Here is a 17,020-nt window from a genome sequence, read left to right on the forward strand (position 1 = left end):
GCACGTCGTTTCCCGCGCCGCCCTTGTTCGCTGCCGCGCCCTCCGGTTCCAGGGACGCCCACAGCGCTTGGCCGCGACTCAGTGAGCCAGCAACTTCCGGGCAAACATCGCCGCGGCGAAGACCATCGCGGCGGCCGCCGTGATCAGGCTGGTCATCAGGATCCTGCGCGGCTCGGTGGATGATTGGGCCCTGATCGCCGGGACGACCGGCACGAAGGCCTCGGCCTTCTGGGCCGCAAGGATGCGCGCGCGCTCGAAGGCCAAGCGCACCTGCTCACGATACTTCTCCTCGTAGGCGCGCTTGCTCTCAAGGGCCTCGAACTGCGTCAGCGCGTTCGAGAGCCGCCGTTTCTGATCAGGATCGATGCTCGCCAGTTCCCGCACGATGCGCGCGATGTTGCTATCGAGATCCTTGATCTGCTGCTTCAGATCGACGACGGACCGCGCCTCGGGGCTGAGGTCGCGCTGAATGACCGCGAGCTGGATGGCCAGCTTGGCGCGGGACAGTTGAAGCTCGGAGACGGTCTTGAGCGTGACCTCGTTCGATTTCACCGCGTCCAGAACGCCCTCCCGATTGCGCAGCGCGTTCACGGCTGCGCGCGCCGCCGCCACGCGCTCGTCGGCGAGCTTCAGCTCGCGCGCGCTCTCGTCCACCGCGTCCTGGCGCGGCTTGATGCTCAGCGCGTTCACCATCCGCTCGGCCTCGTCCATCACGGCGCGCGTGATGGCGAGGGACTCGTCGGGATCGAAGGCCTCGACGGACAATGTCATGATGCCGGTGCCGGATTCGATGTCGACGCTGACGCGCCGCCTCCAGTAACGGAGGAGCTTCTCGATCGGCTTGTCGGGATTGAGGCGGGACGGATAGTCGATATTGTCGCTGCTGAACCACGTGCGGATCGGCAGCTGGGCCTCGATCGCCTCCAGCATCGGACGGCTCAGGATGTATTCCTGCGCGATCAGCGTATCCTGGGCGATCATCTCCTTCGGAATGCCGGCATTGGTGCCGACCGCGTCGGGCGTGGCCTTGTCGGCCGTCCCGAACATGGGCCGGATCGCGAACTGGGCCTCCGTCACGTAGCGGTCGGAGGCCAGGAGACCGTAATACAGACCGCCGGCCAGCGTCGGCAGCACGAAGCAGAGCACGAACAGGATCGGAAGCCAGGGATCACTCTTGATGTGGCTCTGGTAGGATCGGACGCCCTTCTTGCGGTCCATGAGGTTTGGCACCCGCGCGATCTGCCGCAGCGACTGCGAAATCCCATTCTGCCGATCGGCTGCCTTGAGAAGCCGCCCCTCGGCTCTCCGAGCGTGCATGTTCATCGCCTGCTTCTCGACTGTGGAGCTGTCCTGCCCGCGATCCCCGGACGCGTCCGAGACTTCGCCGGGGTCACTGACACGCACAGGCGGCGAAAGCATGTCCGTGAACGCGAGCTGTTCCAGGATCCCTACGCTGTGCTGGCCAATCTCGCGGCCGCGAGCGAGCCGGACAAGCCTCAGAGCGCCACGATCGGTGATGTCGGCGAAGCGGGACGCCGGGGCGGCGAGGTTCCGCGTGACCCGTTCGATCCCCTCTACTGGCAGGTAACCGCCCTGGCACCCGCGCGGACAGAGCGTCCCTTGCCCGCCGGGATCGCCCCCCCGCCGACCCTGGCCAAGCCGGATGCGCGCGGCGCCGGGACCGTCGCGAGCCGGGAGGCAGAGTCCAAACCTGGGGAGGCCAAGCCTGAGGGCCGGGAGAGCGCCGTCAGGGCAGAGGACGCCGCCGCGAACGGGCAGCGCCCTGCGGGCCCCGATATGGCGGCGGCCCAAGCGGCGCTGAAAGCCGAGATCGCCAAGATCTTCCCGCCTACCGCTGCCGGCACGCCCGGCCCCCATGTCGAGGTGCAGGGCACGCCGGAAGGGCTCCTGATCAATGTGACGGACGACCTGAACTTCAGCATGTTCGCGGTGGGCTCGGCCGAGCCCAGACCCGAGATGGTGCGGGCCATGGAGCGACTCGCCAAGGCGCTCGCTGCGCGGCCGGGGCGGATCGTCGTCCGTGGCCATACCGACAACCGTCCGTTCCGCTCCGAGGTCTACGACAATTGGCGGCTCTCGACGGCGCGCGCCCATATGGCAGCCTACATGCTCACCCGGGCCGGGATCGATCAGGCGCGGATCTGGCGCGTCGAGGGAGCGGCCGATCGGACGCCGCGCAACGCCGCGGATCCGAAAGCGCCCGAGAACCGGCGGATCGAGATCCTCCTGCAGGGGTCTCCGGGATGAGAGTGACCAGGATCGGGCGAGGCCTGCCGGCCGTTCTCGGCCTGCTCGCCACATTGATCGCTAATCCGGTCGCCGCGGAACCGGCCCCCGCGTCGGTTGCGGCTGCGCGGCCGGGAGAGCCCGCGCCGTCACGCCCCGTGCCGGCCGCGCCCCCTGTTCCCGAGCCGTCGGCGCGGAAGAGTTCTCCCGTGGAGTGGGTGCGGACGCTGCAATTGCTGCAGGATCGCGTGGCGGCCGGATCGCTGGCCGCTCACGAGAGCCAGCCCGTGCTGATCGCCCGGATCAACGCGGATCTCCTGAACGCGCCGCCCGAGGTCTGGGCCGACCGGCACAATCTCCGGTCCGCGATCACGTTCGCTCTCAGCGGCGGCGGCCCGGCCATCCTGCGGAACCTCACCGCTCGGGACGGAATCGGCGAGCCCGAATCGACGCTCGCGCGCGGCGCGCTCGCCTATATCGAGGGCCGGGAGGCCGAAGCGAATCGCCTGCTCAGGGATGTCGCCACGGCGGATCTGCCGCCGACGCTGGCGGCGGCGGTCGGGCTCACACAGGCGTCGCTCACGGTGACCGAGAACCCGATCCGGGCCATCACCCTGCTCGACGATGTCCGCTTGCTGCTGCCGGGGACCCTGGCGGAGGAAGGCGCCCTGCGCCGCGAGATCTTCGCCCTCGGGCAGCTCGGCAACCTGAAGAAGTTCGAGGCGTTGGCGATCCAATACCTGCGACGCTTCCCGCACTCGATCTATGCGGGCAATTTTCGGCAACGTCTCGCCTATCAATTGACCCAGTTCGATGTCGGACGGGATGAGGAGCGCTTCGCGGTCCTCAACAGGATCTTGAGCGAGCTCGGTCCGGAAAGCCGGCGGATCCTCTACCTGCTGATTGCCCGGACGGCGATCCAAGAGGGTAAGACGGCTTCGGCTCTACTGGCTGCCGACAAGGCCCTGGCGCTCTGCGCGCCCGGAAGCCCGGGGGCGATGCAGGGCCGGCTCTATCGGGCCGCCGCCGAGATCGTGGATCTCACGACGTTTCAATCCGGGCTCCAGGCGCTGAGGACCCTCGACAGGTCCAAGCTGACGGCCAGCGACATCGGGCTCCTCGATACGGCCCTGTCGATGGCCGAGGAGATCGGACGCGGGCTGACCGGCCGGCCCGGTCTGCCGGAGGCCGACATCGCCACCACGAAGCCGGCGCAGGCCGTCTCGAACTCTGCTGGCGAGCCCGCGAGCCTGATCCCGAAAGCGCAAGCCACGATCGACCGGATCGATCTGCTCCTCAGTAAGGCAAGCCCGTGACCTCGATCACCGCGACGGCTCAGAAGCCCAGTCCCAAACCCGATCGGGAGGTCGCATCGTCCCAAGCGGAGGGCGACCTCCAGAAGCCGCCGGCCTCGGAGCCGACGAGCCGCTTCGGAGCCATGATGCGTGCGGTCTCGAAAGTGGCTGCCACGCCTCGGTCCGAGACCGACGCGCCTGAGGCGGACGAGCCGGGTGGCGCGGTCGGCGAGGGGGAGGGGGCGGACGCCGCTTCAGAGGCGGTCTTTCCGTTTCCGCCTGGTCCAACCGATGCCACTGCGCTTCTCGCCAATATCCTGAGCGCAGCCCTCGCGACGGCCTCGCCGGCATCCGACACGGCAGACGGGACGCGCGCTCCGGTACCGCCCTCCGACACAGCGCGTTCCGGGGCACAGGGCGTCCCGATGGCGACCGGTACCGGCGCAACAGCCTTGCCCGAAGGTTCCGGATCCGCTCCGGACGTCAGGGTTGGGGTGAGCAGAACGGAGGCCGCGGGCGTAGCCCTGTCCGCCGAATCCGGTCTGGGCAGCCGGCCGAAAGTCACGGTGCTGGACCGTGCGGTTCACTTCAAGCCGGTCCGAACCGCCCTGGCGCAACGTCTTCCAACGCTTCCGGCCTCCCCAGCGCCGGCCCTTTCGGGCACCGCCGATGCCGCGACTCAATCCGACGCGACAGGGGTACCGGAGCCGATCGCCCTTCGGCTTCAGCCGGCCCCGGTCGGAGGAGCGGACGGCGTGGCCGACAAGCCGCAGCCGGGTCTGGTTGGCTTGCCAGTCCAACACGTCGAAGCGGCGGCGAACGTCGTGCCCCGTCTCCAAACCAAGCCGGCGACCCGCGCCACCGATGGGGCGGCTCGTACCGCTGCCACGGGGCTCGACAAGGACGACATCGCAGCTCGCGAGGACAGCCCGGCGCTCTTCGGGATCGCCAAGACGATCCTTGAAGCCACCGAGCGGCGCATGCAGGACAACAATCCCGCTCCGGGGGCGCAGGACCGATCTGGAACCGGCCCGTGCCTGCCCGCCGCGTCGCTGCCGACGATCGCGGCGGCGATCAAGGACGAGATCGACCGTGCGGGCTCGATCGGGTCGGAGACACGCGTCGCCGGCGACCCCGCCGTCAAGGCGACACCGGACGGGCCGCTGCGGACGCTCAGGATCCAGCTCAGGCCGGAGGAACTCGGGACCGTCACGGTGGAGCTGCGGCTCGCGAACGGTCAGCTCGAGACGCATCTGCGTGCCTCGCGGCCCGAGACGGCGGCGCTGCTGCACCGGGACTCGGCCATGCTGACCGACCTGCTCAAGCAGGCTCATTATCAACCGTCGGTCACCGTCAGTCAGAGCCGCCCGGCCGATGGGGGGACCTGGGCCGGAGGCGCGCCGTCACAGGGCCAAGCCTCCTTCGCCGACGGCGGTGCCCGACCCGGCCAAGGAGGGGATAGGCAGCGGCAGGCGGAGCAGCCCCTGCCCGCCGACAGACGGGAAGGAGAGCGGACGGATGAAACGGTACGTCCTCGCGACGGCGGCGTTTATCTGTAGCGCAGTCCCGGCGGCGGCGAATGTCTGCGAGGCCGAGATGGGTCGCGCCTCCGTGCAGTACGGCGTTCCACTCGGCGTGCTCTACGCTGTCGGCCTGACGGAAACAGGCAAGCGCGGTTCGCTCCAGCCCTACGCCATGAATATCGAAGGAGCCGCCTACTTCGCGACCGGGCCGAAGGACGTGATCGCCCACTTCACCGAGGCCCGCCGCAGGGGCGTGCGCCTGATCGACCTCGGCTGCATGCAGATCAACCACCACTACCATGGCGCAAAGTTCGGATCGATCGAGGCCATGATCGATCCGCGCGCGAATGTCGATTACGCCACGCAATTCCTCCGCGAGCTGAAGAAGCGGGAGGGCAGCTGGACGTTGGCGGTGGCGCGCTACCATGCCGGCTCGCACAACAACGCCGCCCAGAAGGTCTACATCTGCCGGGTGATGACCAACATGGTTGCCACGGGTTTCGGCCGGTGGACCCCAGCCGCCGCGCAGTTCTGCCGGTAACGTTGCGCGTCGGGGGCGGCGGCCGTGATCCCCGGGCGATGAAACCCCCGCCTCCGCAAGGGCGCAGGGTCGCAGAAGGTTGGCTTCGCAGACGATGTCGAACGTCGCCCGATAGCATCCAAGAGAGTCCAGACTTCGCGACGGTGACACGCGTCGAAAGACACTGAGAACCGCTCCTGTTCGTCACCCCGTCAGAGCCGGGTGAAACGACAACACGCGCGGGCCGACACGGTTCGGCGGCACGGGAGCCGCTGCGGCAGACGGGCTGCTCGGTCTCCGATGTGGCCCATGGGACTTGCGGACGACGCTCCATCGGCGCGGGCAGTTGCGGCTGTCTCAGCCCCCTCCCGTCCGCTGCCGTCCCGATCCTGATCCACGGCGACCCGAGACCGTCATAACCCGCGGCACGTGCCGTAGCTGACCTTGACCTCGTTGCGATCCTCGGGATTCAGCTGAGCCTCGACGAAATTCAATTTGTTGAGATCAATCAGCAAGAAGTAGACACCGTTCTGGCACTTGATTGCATTGCGCGGCGTGCGCTCATTCAACCGCGGGGATGCGGGTTGGCACTCGTAATAATCGGAGCGGCCAGCGGAGATCACGGTCAGCAGCCCGCCACTGGAGACGAGGGAAAACGTTCGGGGCTTGCGCGGCGCCTTCGCGCCCTCCGCGACGACCGCCACATCCAGACCGACCGACACGTCCTCCGTACAGGTCAACGGGCGGCGCAACTGAGAGGCCGCCGGCGCGATGCTCAGCAGGAGGAGCGCGCCAGCGAGCGCTACCCGTTTGGCGATCATCGGTGGGGCGCCCATGATTCGTGGGTAGTTTCTACCGGCAAGCTAGGCCGCTGTACGCGGGTGTAAATGCCGCAGGCCCGAGTAGAAGTGTCGATCAACAGATATGGCACTGCATTCGATGGCTTTGCGTCGGTGACGTCCGATCGAACGAGGCGCCGGAGCGGCATTCGGCCCTAAACTGCTACGGCCGGCCGCCGGTCACGGATCTGATTGCCCCTCGGCGGCGGTAGCCATCGCGAGCCGGGCGTCTCCGTGACCCGGCGACGGCCCAGGTGCCGGACCGCTTCCAAGCCGTCAGTCATCGGCCGAGTCATCGGACGTTTCCGGATTGTCATTGGCGGCGCCCGCCTCGCGTTTCGCGGCAATCTCCAGGCCGATCTCCAGCAGAAGCAAGCGCGAAAGGAGCTGCATCATCGGCGTGCCGTGCAACGACATCAGCCGATGTGCTCGGATCGCCGCGCGCGCCATGCGGTCGAAACCATCCTCGTTGGACATGGCGGCGGGGTCGCTCAGTTGAATGCGAGCATACAACCTCAAGGCTAGGCCTGAGTTCGGTCTCGGCCTTCGAAAGTGCGCTGCCACGCGCATCGATCCGGGCCGCCATTGCTGGCGACGCTCTTGTACAACCACAAGCCCCGATGCGCCCCGGCCGGACGTCCCGGAGACGCCGGGCCGGTGAGACGACGTCGATCCGCGCGCACGCGGTCTCGTTGCCCCGCGCTCGGCTCTACGGTGCGGGCGCTCCCGACGCGGCCGCATAGGTCGAGACGGAGGCCGGCAACTGCGCCGTCCCGTGCTGGGCCGAACGCGGGTTGCGCTTCTCGTAGAAGGCGTTGCCGCCAGCGACAGCCACGTAATGCATGTTGTTGTAGGGAAAGTGCCGGCCCGCGGTGTGGAAGTACATCGCCTTCCCGACCTTCGGGTGCCGCTCGCCAGCCAGGACGGCGTCGGCCGCATCGGCGACCTTCTGGAGGTCCTTGTCCTGCATCGGCTTGGTCAGGACACCCGGGGCGAACTGTCCCGGCTGGCCGACCACGGCGCAGATGCCGCCCGGGAAGATCGCGTTCTCCAGCCGGTTCATGACGACGGTGCCGACGGCGATCAGCCCATCCCCGTCGCTGCGGTTCGACTCGAAATACATGGCCCGGCCGAGACAATCGCGCTCGGCATCGCTGACGACCATCGGCGGCTTGTGGCCCGGAATCGACCCTGTCGTGAGCACCGGCGTGCCAGTATTGCAGGCACCCAGGGCGCAGGTCATCGCGATGACACCCAGGACAGGAGCAATCTTCGTCCTCTCGCTACCCTGCATGCATCTGCGCTCCATGCTCCTTCAGCCTCGATCCGCCATGCGGCGGCCGCGCTGCTCGGGCCGGCGCCCCTCACCGACCTAGTTTCGGTCAAGCTTGACCGCACGTTCGCGGCGATGATGTGGCGACGGAGGACCTGCATGGCTCAGGCCCCCGGCTCGGTCCGGCGGTCGAGGCGCGGGCACAGCACTGTCGTGCGCAGGCCACAGCGCTCGTGAACCGGGCCCGGCTCGTTGACCTGCTCCGGGCAGCCGACCGATGGTGGCCGCGACGGTTCCCTTCGGGGATCAAAAGGGAACGCGGTGCGGGTTCGACCCAAAACCGCGGCTGCCCCCGCAACTGTGAGCGGTGAGCCTTCGCGTCACCACGTCACTGGGTGGACGCGCCCGGGAAGACGACGCGAGGGCGGCGACCCGCGAGCCAGGAGACCTGCCGTCTGCCGTGGTCACACGCGAAGTCCGCCGGGCGGGGTGTCCCGGGGATGCCGGAGGCGGTCGCGGAAGCGGCCGGCACGGCCTCGTTCGCGGTGACGTGCCACTGCCGCCCGAGGTCCCGTGTCCCGTCCGTCCGCGCTTTCAGCCCTCGCTGCCTTCGCAGCGCTGACCTCCGCGACATCAGCCCAGGACCGGCCCGGCCTCGTCTCCGGCGCCGAGACGCAGCTCGAAGAAATCTCCGTGACCGCCGAGCCGACGGCCGCCACACGGCTCGGATTGTCGGCGAGTGCCGGCTATGTCGGCGGCACGACCGGGATCGGAGGCCCGCTGCTCCCCGTGGACTCGGCCAGCGCCGGCGTGATCACGGGCGCGCAGCTCAAAAGCCGGCCGGTGACGCGCCCCGGCGAGGCGCTGGAGGCGGTGCCGGGGCTGATCGTCACCCAGCATAGCGGGGAGGGGAAGGCCAACCAGTACTTCCTGCGCGGCTTCAACCTCGACCACGGCACCGACATCGCCATCAGCGTCGACGGCATGCCGGTGAACATGCGCACCCACGCCCACGGGCAGGGCTACGCCGACCTCAACTTCCTGATCCCGGAGCTCGTCGGCGCCGTGGAGTTCCACAAGGGGCCGTACTTCGTGCGCGACGGCGACTTCGCCTCCGCGGGCTCGGTGCGGATCGACTACCTCGACACGACCGCCAAGAACGTCGCCCTGACCTCGATCGGCTCGTTCGGCTACAAGCGGGCCCTGTCGATCACAACCGTGCCGCTCGGGGAGGGCAACCTCCTCCTGGCAGGCGAAGCCCAGGTCTACGATGGGCCCTGGGTGGTTCCGGACGCGCTGCGCAAAATCAACGGGGTGGCCCGCTACAGCCAGGGTACGGCGCTGGATGGGTTCTCGATCACCGGCATGGCCTACGCGGCCCGCTGGACCGCCACCAACCAGATCCCGGAGCGCGCCGTCGTCTCGGGCCAGCTCGGTCGATACGGGACGATCAACCCCACGGATGGGGGCAACACGAGCCGCTTCTCGCTCTCGGGGCGATTTAGCGCGACCGACGAGACCGGCGTGACGCGGGCCTCGGCCTACCTGATCCGCTATCAGATGAACCTGTTCAACGACTTCACCTACTTCCTCAACGATCCCGTCAGCGGCGACCAGTTCCACCAACTCGACCAGCGCATCCTCGGCGGCGGCGAGGTGCTGCACATCTTCCAGGGCGACCTGTTCGGCCGGCCGCTGGAGGTCGAAATCGGCGCGCAGACGCGAACGGATTCGATCCGGGTCGGCCTGTTCAACACCACCCTCCGGCAGTACCGCTCAGGCGTGCTCGACGACCGGGTGCTGGAATCGAGCGGCGCGCTGTACCTGGACACACGGGTGCGCTGGACCGAGTGGCTGCGCACGAGCGTGGGCGTGCGCGCCGACGGCTACTTCGCCGATATCCGCTCGGACACGCCGGCCAATTCGGGCAAGGCGACCGACGGGATCGTCAATCCGAAGCTCGGGCTCGTGCTCGGTCCGTGGTTCGACACCGAGCTCTACATGAATTACGGCGGCGGCTTCCACTCGAACGACGCGCGCGGCGTCACCGCCACGGTGGATCCCGCGAGCCCCCTGTTCACCCTCACCCGCTCGCCGTTCCTGGTGCCGTCCACGGGCTACGAGGTGGGCCTGCGCAACCGCTCGCTCAGCGGGCTTGAGACGAGCCTCGCCCTGTTCCGGCTCGACTTCGCGTCCGAGAACATCTTCCAGGGCGATACCGGCACCACGGAGCCGAGCCGCCCGACCCGGCGCTTCGGGGTCGAGTGGACGAACCGCTACGCGGTGACGCCCTGGCTCGCGCTGGAGGGCGATCTGACGATCACCAACGCCCGGTTCTCCAGCTATGACCCGGTGGGCAACCGGGTCCCGGAGGCCCCCACCACCATCGCGTCGGCCGGCGTGACGTTCGGCGAGCCGCTCGGCTGGTTCGGATCGTTGCGATTGCGCTATTTCGGGCCCCGGCCGCTGATCGAGGACAATGCGATCCGCTCGCGGGCGACCGCGCTCGTCAACGGCCGGATCGGCTACGCCTTCGACAACGGCCTCAGCGTCTCGCTGGATGTGCTGAACCTGACCAACAGCAAGTCCGACCAGATCACCTACGCGTATGTCGCGCGGCTGCCCGGCGAGCCGGCCGAGGGGCTGATCGACCGGGTGTTCCACCCGGTGGAGCCCACGGCCGTGCGCCTGACCATCGCGGGCCGCTTCTGAGGGCCTGTCTGGCCGCGAGGAGCCCGGTCGCACGGGCTCTGGCGGGGCGCGGCTTCAGTGCTGGCCCTGGCCGGCGGCCAGGATGGTGACGCCCACGGCGATCACCGCGATGCCCGCCAGCATCGTCGGGCTGATCGCCTCGCCGTAGAGCCACGCGCCGCCGAGCGCCGCGCCGATCATGCCGACGCCTGACCAGATCGCGTAGACGACGCCGATCGGCAGCATGTCCATGCTGGTCGACATCAGCCACAGGGCGGTGCCGTAGCCGACCGCCACGATCAGCGTCGGCCCCGGCCGCGTCAGGCCGTCGGCTGCCTTCAGCGCCAGGGTGGCGGTGACCTCCGCGCCGATGGCGAGCCCGAGGATCAGGTACGGATTCATGGGACGGCGAACTTTCGGGCTGGGCGGGCTTCGCGGACCGGGCGGTGGGGGCGGGTCGGAACCGGTTTCGAATCGGATGCCCGAGCAGACGACGCGTCGCGACCGCGGTCCGTGTCTGCGCCGGATCGGCCCAGATCATCGGCGGTCGCCGCCGATCACATCGCCACAGAATCCTTGAACATTTCAGAACCGGCGCCGCTCCCTATCTCTCCGCATGACCGGGCGACGCTGTCGGAGGCTCCTGCCGCGACCGCGGCGCCGGCAGAGCCACGGCCCGGTTGAGGCTTTCGTTAAGGCCTCCTGATCATCTTGCTGATCATCGTGGCCGCGCGCTGCCGCCTGGGCGGCCCACGACAGCGGCGATTCAGAGCAGCACAGCCCCAGCATGACCGCGTCCCCGGCGATCCCGGTTTCTCCGGCCCCCACACGCCGGGGCCGACGCTGGGCCGTGACCGCGGCCCTCGGCACCGCCGCCGTGGCGGGCAGCGCCTGGACGGCGGCCGCGCTGATCAACGTCCCCGATCCCGTCACGCTCGCGGCGCTCGCGGTCATCGAGCCTTCTGCGATCGGCACGTGGTTCCCGAGCCGGGTCGTTCAGGCTCCCGCGCGGGCGAGCGACCTGCCGTCCCGGCCGCGCCCAATCCTCGACCACGTCGCCTGGAAGGGCCGCACGGTCCCGCTCATGGACATGCTGGCGGCGACCCATACCAATGCCTTCCTGGTGGTGCAGGACGGCGACCTGGTCCACGAGTGGCAGCGCCCCGGCACCGGGCCGGCGACGCTGTTCCCGTCCTGGTCGGTGGCGAAGTCGATCGTCTCGCTGCTGGTCGGCGTCGCGGTGGCGCGGGGCCAGCTCGCGGAGACCGACCGCGTCTCCACCCTGCTGCCCGACCTGAAGAACGGCGCGGTCTTCGGCCAGATCACCGTGCGCAACCTCCTCGACATGGCGAGCGGGATCGCCGTGCCGGAGAACTACGATCCCCGCCACCCCCTGACCGGCACCGCCGGGATGTACCTGACCCGGGACATCGCGGGCTTCGTGCGCGACAACGCGCATCTGGCGTTCAAGCCCGGCAGCCAGGGCCGCTACCGCAGCATCGACACCGAGTTGCTCGGCTTGATCCTGGCCCGGGTCGAGGGCAAGCCGCTGGCCGACATCCTCTCGGAGCGGATCTGGAAGCCGATGGGTGCCCAGGCCGACGCCACGTGGAATCTCGACCGGCCCGGCGGCCTCGAGAAGGCGTTCTGCTGCATCAACGCGACCGCCCGCGACTTCGCCCGCCTCGGCCTGCTGGTGGCTGACCAGGGCCGGGCGGGCAGAAACCGCATCATCCCGGCCCGCTGGATCGACCGGATCCTGACGCCGGCCCGGCGCGCGGTCGACGGCTGGCAGTACTCGGCCCAGTGGTGGCACGCCCCCGGCGGCAGCGACAGCGACATCTCGGCGATCGGCGTCTACGGCCAGTACATCTACGTCAACCAAGAGACCGGCACGGTGATCGTGAAGCTCAGCGATCATGGCGCCGAGCAGGACGAAGTCGACACGCTATCGGTGATGCAGGCGATTTCGGCCGACCTCGCGGCCGGCCGCGCGGCCACGGCCCGACAGGAACCGTGACGCGGATCCCTGCCGCGCCGGGAGACCGCCTCCACCGGGACGGTCAGGCCTCGGTCGGGCCGGGCTGCGGCTCAGGGGAGCGGCCGGTGATCCGGTGCAGCCGGGCCAGGGAGTGCGCCCGCCAGTTGCGCACAAGTCGCCATCCGACGCGCTTCCAGGCGATCGACGGCACCGGTGAGACGGGATCGATCAGGGCGCTGAGCGCCCGCGTGTAGTCGAGCACCAGCCCCGGGGTCCAGGTCATGGACCGGGCCCCGTTGCGCAGGAACGCCGCCGCCCAGAATTCCGGGGTGGTCAGCGCCTTGGCGAGCGTCCGCCAGGGATGGCCGCCGCGGCCGAAGGCGCCCTCGGCCGCGACATCGAGTGCCCGTGCGGCCGTGGTCGAGCAGTTGCGGCTGATGAAGTTGTAGGTGGTGTCCTGGCGGTAAGCCTCCCAGAACGCCCGTAGCCGGGCCGCATCGATGCCGTTGAGCGTCACCGCGACGGTGGCCGGACACCAATCGGCGACCTCCGCCGCGTGGGAGGGCAGGAAGCGGCCGGGCACGTCGTTCTCGGGGCCGGCGCGCAGGCTGGATCGCAGGTTGGCGGGCGAGCGGTCGATCTCCACGGCCGGATAGTGGCTGATGTAGAGGTCGTCGCCCTGCCCGAGGGCCGCGTGGCCCGTGGAGAACCGCCCCGCCTTGTCGACCGAGGCCACGTAGCGCCGGATCAGCCGCTGGCCGGCGGGGGTCGTCGCCTGTCCGGTCGGGGTCCAGACATAGACCGTCAGGCTGCCGGGCTCGGCGGTGGGGGCGGGCGGACCGGCTTCCTCGGTGCCCAGACGCCGCGTGCGCAGGCCGACCAGCGCGAGGTTGGCGCCGGTCAGGATCAGGAACATCCCGATGCAGTAACCCACCGTGCCGGCGTACCACGTCGGCCATGGCTGGAGGTGGAACACTCCGAAGGCGACGCTGAGGGCGCCCAGCGCCACCGAGATCCGCCAGCCGGCGAACGTCAGCAGGCTCGCGATCGTGATCCGGACCACCCCGTCGACCGTGAAGGCGATCCCGAAGATCATGGCGAGCAGGAAGGTGCTGTGCCGCGTCGCCATCATGATCAGGACGGCCATGATCGACAGCAGCACCCCCTTGAAGAGGCGCAGCCGGCGGGCGGCACCCATGGCGGAGACACCGACGGCCAGGGAACTGACGCCCTCGGCCAGCAGGATCAGGCCGAACCACCGGTCCGGGACATGGAGCGCCCCATCGAGGGAGTCGATGACGACGAGGATGCCGAGCAGCGACCACAGCAGGCCGGTCGCCAGGATGAGGTACCAGTGCCGCCGGACGGTCGCGCGGCCCACGAGCAGCATCCAGAGCGGCGCCATCCGCCCGCCATCCGCCACCGCGCGGCTCGGCCCGGATGAGGCCACCGACGACAGGGCGCGCGGGAGGGGGGGCGAACACAGGCCGGACATGAACGGTCGCCCTCGAAAGCGCGTAACGGAGAGCGTCTTCGCAAGGTTCGCCGCTTCCGTCCGGCGGGAGAGAACGCAGGGCGCGCGGAAGCTTTGCGGAGCACTCCGGACGCAAGATCCCTGACTTGCCTGATGACTTTGTTAATCGCGTCGCCGAGCGCCGGCCTGCGAAGGTCGGCCGCGCTCGGATAACCTTAACGCAAGCCGATATCGCCTCGGATCACCGTGCCCGTCCGGCCGGAACGGAGTTGGTGCGATCCGCCGCTCGGGCTTTCTGCATCCACCCGCGCCTGCGATCCGGCAGTTGTGCCACGGCCGGGACGGCGGAACTGCATTAGGAATAGAATATTTCTACATCGACCCCGCATGCCGGTCGTGCATATTGCCTCGATATAATCCGGTTAACGGCTGGAATATAAATCTTACAAACGCGCGAAAACATCGAATAGGAGCTCAATGATCAGACCAGATGCCCGATTGATTATTGAGTACCGCGCGAAGTTCAGACGCAACAAGACCGTTTGGGATGCCGCCGCGCCAGCCCGCATACCTATAGGACGCGGAAACCGCATGCCGAGCGGCCAATTTCAGCCTCCGGTCCGGATTTCCAGGGCTGATTCGCGGTCCTTCTGCCTATCATGGCCGTTCTGTCCGCAATCATCACCAACATGAGGCAGATTGATCCCGGAGGGTGCGCAATATTTGCTGCCGCAACGAAGTCGATAAACCTAACGTTGGCGAGCAAGGACACATTGTGCTCAAAGATTATCCTAAGATAAACACTAGACAAATTGTCTACGTTTTGTATTGTTAGGTGCCAATGTTGGCAGATCCGAAGCAGTCAGACAGAGATCGATGCGACAAAAACCGATCACATTTTCGGTTTCTCGCTGATCTACCGGCTCCGCTTCGCTTCTCTGTTTCGGGGGGTTTATGGACACTATCAATTTGCACGAAAAATCCGCGAATACGAACACGGATCTGATCAAGTGCACAACATCCCTGGTCGCCGCCTACGTGTCGCGGAACGCGGTGGGTGTCGGCGACCTGTCGGGACTGATCGATCAGGTCCATACGGCGATCTCGGTTCTGCAGGCCGGCGGGTCGGGCGCCGGCTGGACCGGACCGACCGCCGCGCGGATCGAGGCCTCGATCCAGCATGACGGGCTGATCAGCTTCATCGACGGCCGGTCGTACAAGACCTTGAAGCGCCACCTCACCGCGCATGGGCTCACCCCTGAGCGCTACCGAGCGAAGTACGGGCTCCCGGCCGATTACCCGATGGTCGCCCCCGGCTACGCCGCCAAGCGCTCGCAGATCGCCAAGGCCATCCAGCTCGGCCACAAGGCGGCCTGACCAACACACGATCCGCTTCGCTTTCCGCCGACGGCCCGCCCGGGCTGCCGGCGGAGCGCCGCGCCCGGGCGGGCCGGAGCGCACCCTGCAGGCTGAAAGTCCGGCTCGGCAGGCCGCGCATACGGAGGCCCGTGCATCGGGATCGGCTGGGGGGGGTCGAGACCGACAAGCGCCTACGCAGGGCGGAGCGGGTCGTGTGACCGGCAGCGCACAGGCCTGCGGCCTGCTTCGGGCCCCGGCAGGATGACAGGCGCACCGCATCCTGCGGCTCGCTCGAAGGCCCCGCGATCCTCCGGCAGCCACATTCAGGCCTTGGCGACCGCCAAGGTTCCGTCATCCATGGCGACAAATCGGATCCCGGCGCGGCGCAGGGCCTCGACGGCGTGGAGACGGGAGCGGCTTCCCCGATGCTCGCTGCCCTCCTCCAGGCGCCGGACCGTCGAGTGCGAGAGGCCGCTCGCCTGAGCCAAGTCCATCATCGACCAGTCGAGCAGCGCCCGCGCCGCGCGCAGATGGTGGCCGGTCACGGATTGCTCGAGACCCTCGCGCAGGACCGCCGGCACGCGCGAACTGGCGCCGGCGGGATATTTGAGGCCGCACCGGCCGAGATACGTCCCGTCCGGGTCCCAGACCGGCATGGTGAGGATCCGGAAACGCCAGAGTTCGCCATTGGCGAGGCGCTCATGCGCCGTGCTCTGGAAGACGACGCGCCGCGCGATCTGCTCCCCGGCCAGAACCTGGAACGCCTTACGTTCCTCGGGAACGATCATGAGATAGGGATCGGCGCAGATCTCCTCGAGCGGAAGTCCGTGGACCTGCGCAACTTCGAAGGGCAGTTCCCGGACGAGGTCGAGGCCCATCGAGAAGGTGGCGATGTGCTCGGTGAGGTAGAGCGCCCCCCGCCGTCGCCGCTCCTCATGCCGCAGATGGGCCAGTTGCTCGCGATCGCTCACGTCGAGCGCCGTGCCGTTGACGGCCACGGGCCGCCCCTCGGCCGAGAAGCGCATCTCCATCGTCAGCGAGAGGGTGCGCACCGTGCCGTTGGGGCGAATCACCCGGGCGATCGTCTCCCGCGGGACATGGCCCTGCCGGACATCGGCGATGGACGGCAGCAGGGGCCGGTCTTCCGGGTGGATCAGGGTGAGCAGGAGTTCGTAGCTCGCCTTCGCGGCATTCGGGACGAGGCCGAGCAGGCGATAGAATCCCGGTGACCAGAGCTGATCGCCGCCTGCGAAAACCCAGCTCCACGCGCCGCTCACACCGCGACTTTCGGTGATCGTGAGGAATTCCCCCGATGAGAACGTCAGAGCGCTTAAGGCAGAATGAAACATAATCGATTACCTGAACCGTACTGTTGATCATATTTACCGGCTCAAATTGGCCCGCGAATGGACCGGTCTCGCTCGAATGCTCCGATGAAGCCTGGACCATCGGCGAAAATCGACGTCACGCAGCATCCCACGGCACTGGTTTCCCCGCAACAGGAGGTCACCTCATGACGATTGTCACTGTCGCCGCAGCGAAATCTCGACATTGCTCTTTGAGTAAAATCTCAAGCTGAAAATGTTGATCTGCATCTTTCATTTACTTGTACGCGACTGCACCGTTGCCGAACGGCAGGCCACCGGCCGATCGATCGAGACCCGCACAATGTTCCCTGCCAGATCAGAGCTAATTCATAATTAACTCGAGACTGAATCTGTGTATAATTCGGATCTCTCGCCCAGACGCATAGTGTGTATGCAGGATTCTCATGGGCACCGCCGCAGCACATCACCCCGTGCGGATAGCTTTTTGCTC

General features: G+C 68.0%; 14 protein-coding genes and 1 riboswitch. Of the genes, 7 read left to right on the forward strand and 7 right to left on the reverse strand.

What is annotated here, in order from left to right:
• Positions 1–78 precede the first annotated feature (78 nt).
• On the reverse strand, positions 79–1,323 hold the full coding sequence (locus JOE48_RS28240; protein WP_210034886.1) for a capsule biosynthesis protein: 1,245 nt from the start codon (positions 1,321–1,323) through the stop codon (positions 79–81).
• Positions 1,324–1,455: 132 nt separating this feature from the next.
• Here JOE48_RS28240 and JOE48_RS28245 point away from each other — a divergent pair, with 132 nt between their 5' ends.
• From JOE48_RS28245 to JOE48_RS28260, 4 genes are all read left to right on the forward strand, one after another.
• On the forward strand, positions 1,456–2,268 hold the full coding sequence (locus tag JOE48_RS28245; protein ID WP_210034887.1) for an OmpA family protein: 813 nt from the start codon (positions 1,456–1,458) through the stop codon (positions 2,266–2,268).
• Complete coding sequence (locus tag JOE48_RS28250) at positions 2,265–3,563, forward strand: chemotaxis protein (RefSeq protein ID WP_210034889.1); 1,299 nt, start codon at positions 2,265–2,267, stop codon at positions 3,561–3,563. Before JOE48_RS28245 ends, JOE48_RS28250 begins: the two co-directional genes overlap by 4 nt.
• 734 nt (positions 3,564–4,297) lie before the next feature.
• The gene (locus JOE48_RS30625) at positions 4,298–5,101 is read left to right on the forward strand and encodes a flagellar hook-length control protein FliK (RefSeq protein WP_312893388.1); all 804 of its coding nucleotides are present in this window, start codon (positions 4,298–4,300) and stop codon (positions 5,099–5,101) included.
• A complete protein-coding gene (locus JOE48_RS28260) occupies positions 5,061–5,606 on the forward strand; it encodes a transglycosylase SLT domain-containing protein (protein WP_210034892.1) in 546 nt (181 codons plus the stop codon). The genes JOE48_RS30625 and JOE48_RS28260 overlap by 41 nt, the downstream gene beginning before the upstream one ends.
• A gap of 392 nt (positions 5,607–5,998) precedes the next feature.
• Here JOE48_RS28260 and JOE48_RS28265 read toward each other — a convergent pair whose 3' ends face one another.
• The 3 genes from JOE48_RS28265 to JOE48_RS28275 all read right to left on the reverse strand — a co-directional run bounded on the left by JOE48_RS28265 (position 5,999) and on the right by JOE48_RS28275 (position 7,718).
• A complete protein-coding gene (locus JOE48_RS28265) occupies positions 5,999–6,406 on the reverse strand; it encodes a hypothetical protein (RefSeq protein ID WP_210034893.1) in 408 nt (135 codons plus the stop codon).
• 294 nt (positions 6,407–6,700) lie between these two features.
• Entirely contained in the window at positions 6,701–6,901 is a 201-nt protein-coding gene (locus tag JOE48_RS28270; RefSeq protein ID WP_210034895.1) for a hypothetical protein, read from the reverse strand.
• Between the two features lie 232 nt (positions 6,902–7,133).
• Positions 7,134–7,718 carry a cell wall hydrolase gene (locus JOE48_RS28275; protein ID WP_210034900.1) on the reverse strand — a complete coding sequence of 195 codons (585 nt, stop codon included), beginning with the start codon at positions 7,716–7,718 and terminating at the stop codon, positions 7,134–7,136.
• 252 nt (positions 7,719–7,970) lie between these two features.
• Positions 7,971–8,168: riboswitch (cobalamin riboswitch) on the forward strand.
• A gap of 102 nt (positions 8,169–8,270) precedes the next feature.
• Between JOE48_RS28275 and JOE48_RS28280 the strand changes: the two genes are divergently transcribed.
• On the forward strand, positions 8,271–10,409 hold the full coding sequence (locus JOE48_RS28280; RefSeq protein ID WP_409518619.1) for a TonB-dependent receptor: 2,139 nt from the start codon (positions 8,271–8,273) through the stop codon (positions 10,407–10,409).
• A gap of 54 nt (positions 10,410–10,463) precedes the next feature.
• Here JOE48_RS28280 and JOE48_RS28285 read toward each other — a convergent pair whose 3' ends face one another.
• Entirely contained in the window at positions 10,464–10,790 is a 327-nt protein-coding gene (locus JOE48_RS28285; protein WP_192709110.1) for a DMT family transporter, read from the reverse strand.
• Positions 10,791–11,175: 385 nt separating this feature from the next.
• Between JOE48_RS28285 and JOE48_RS28290 the strand changes: the two genes are divergently transcribed.
• Positions 11,176–12,408 (forward strand): serine hydrolase, encoded by a 1,233-nt coding sequence (locus JOE48_RS28290; RefSeq protein ID WP_210034902.1) that lies wholly within the window; start codon positions 11,176–11,178, stop codon positions 12,406–12,408.
• 43 nt (positions 12,409–12,451) lie between these two features.
• On the opposite strand, the gene JOE48_RS28295 is transcribed toward JOE48_RS28290, so the two are convergent.
• The gene (locus JOE48_RS28295) at positions 12,452–13,864 is read right to left on the reverse strand and encodes a DUF4105 domain-containing protein (RefSeq protein ID WP_210034905.1); all 1,413 of its coding nucleotides are present in this window, start codon (positions 13,862–13,864) and stop codon (positions 12,452–12,454) included.
• Positions 13,865–14,797: 933 nt separating this feature from the next.
• On the opposite strand from JOE48_RS28295, the gene JOE48_RS28300 reads away from it, so the two are divergent.
• Positions 14,798–15,220 (forward strand): MucR family transcriptional regulator, encoded by a 423-nt coding sequence (locus JOE48_RS28300; RefSeq protein WP_210034907.1) that lies wholly within the window; start codon positions 14,798–14,800, stop codon positions 15,218–15,220.
• 305 nt (positions 15,221–15,525) lie between these two features.
• Here the strand turns inward: JOE48_RS28300 and JOE48_RS28305 are convergent, their stop codons facing one another.
• On the reverse strand, positions 15,526–16,479 hold the full coding sequence (locus JOE48_RS28305; protein WP_312893389.1) for a PAS domain-containing protein: 954 nt from the start codon (positions 16,477–16,479) through the stop codon (positions 15,526–15,528).
• Between the last annotated feature and the right edge of the window lie 541 nt (positions 16,480–17,020).

Origin of the sequence: Methylobacterium sp. PvR107, from assembly GCF_017833295.1 — a bacterium.
Taxonomy (GTDB): Bacteria; Pseudomonadota; Alphaproteobacteria; order Rhizobiales; family Beijerinckiaceae; genus Methylobacterium.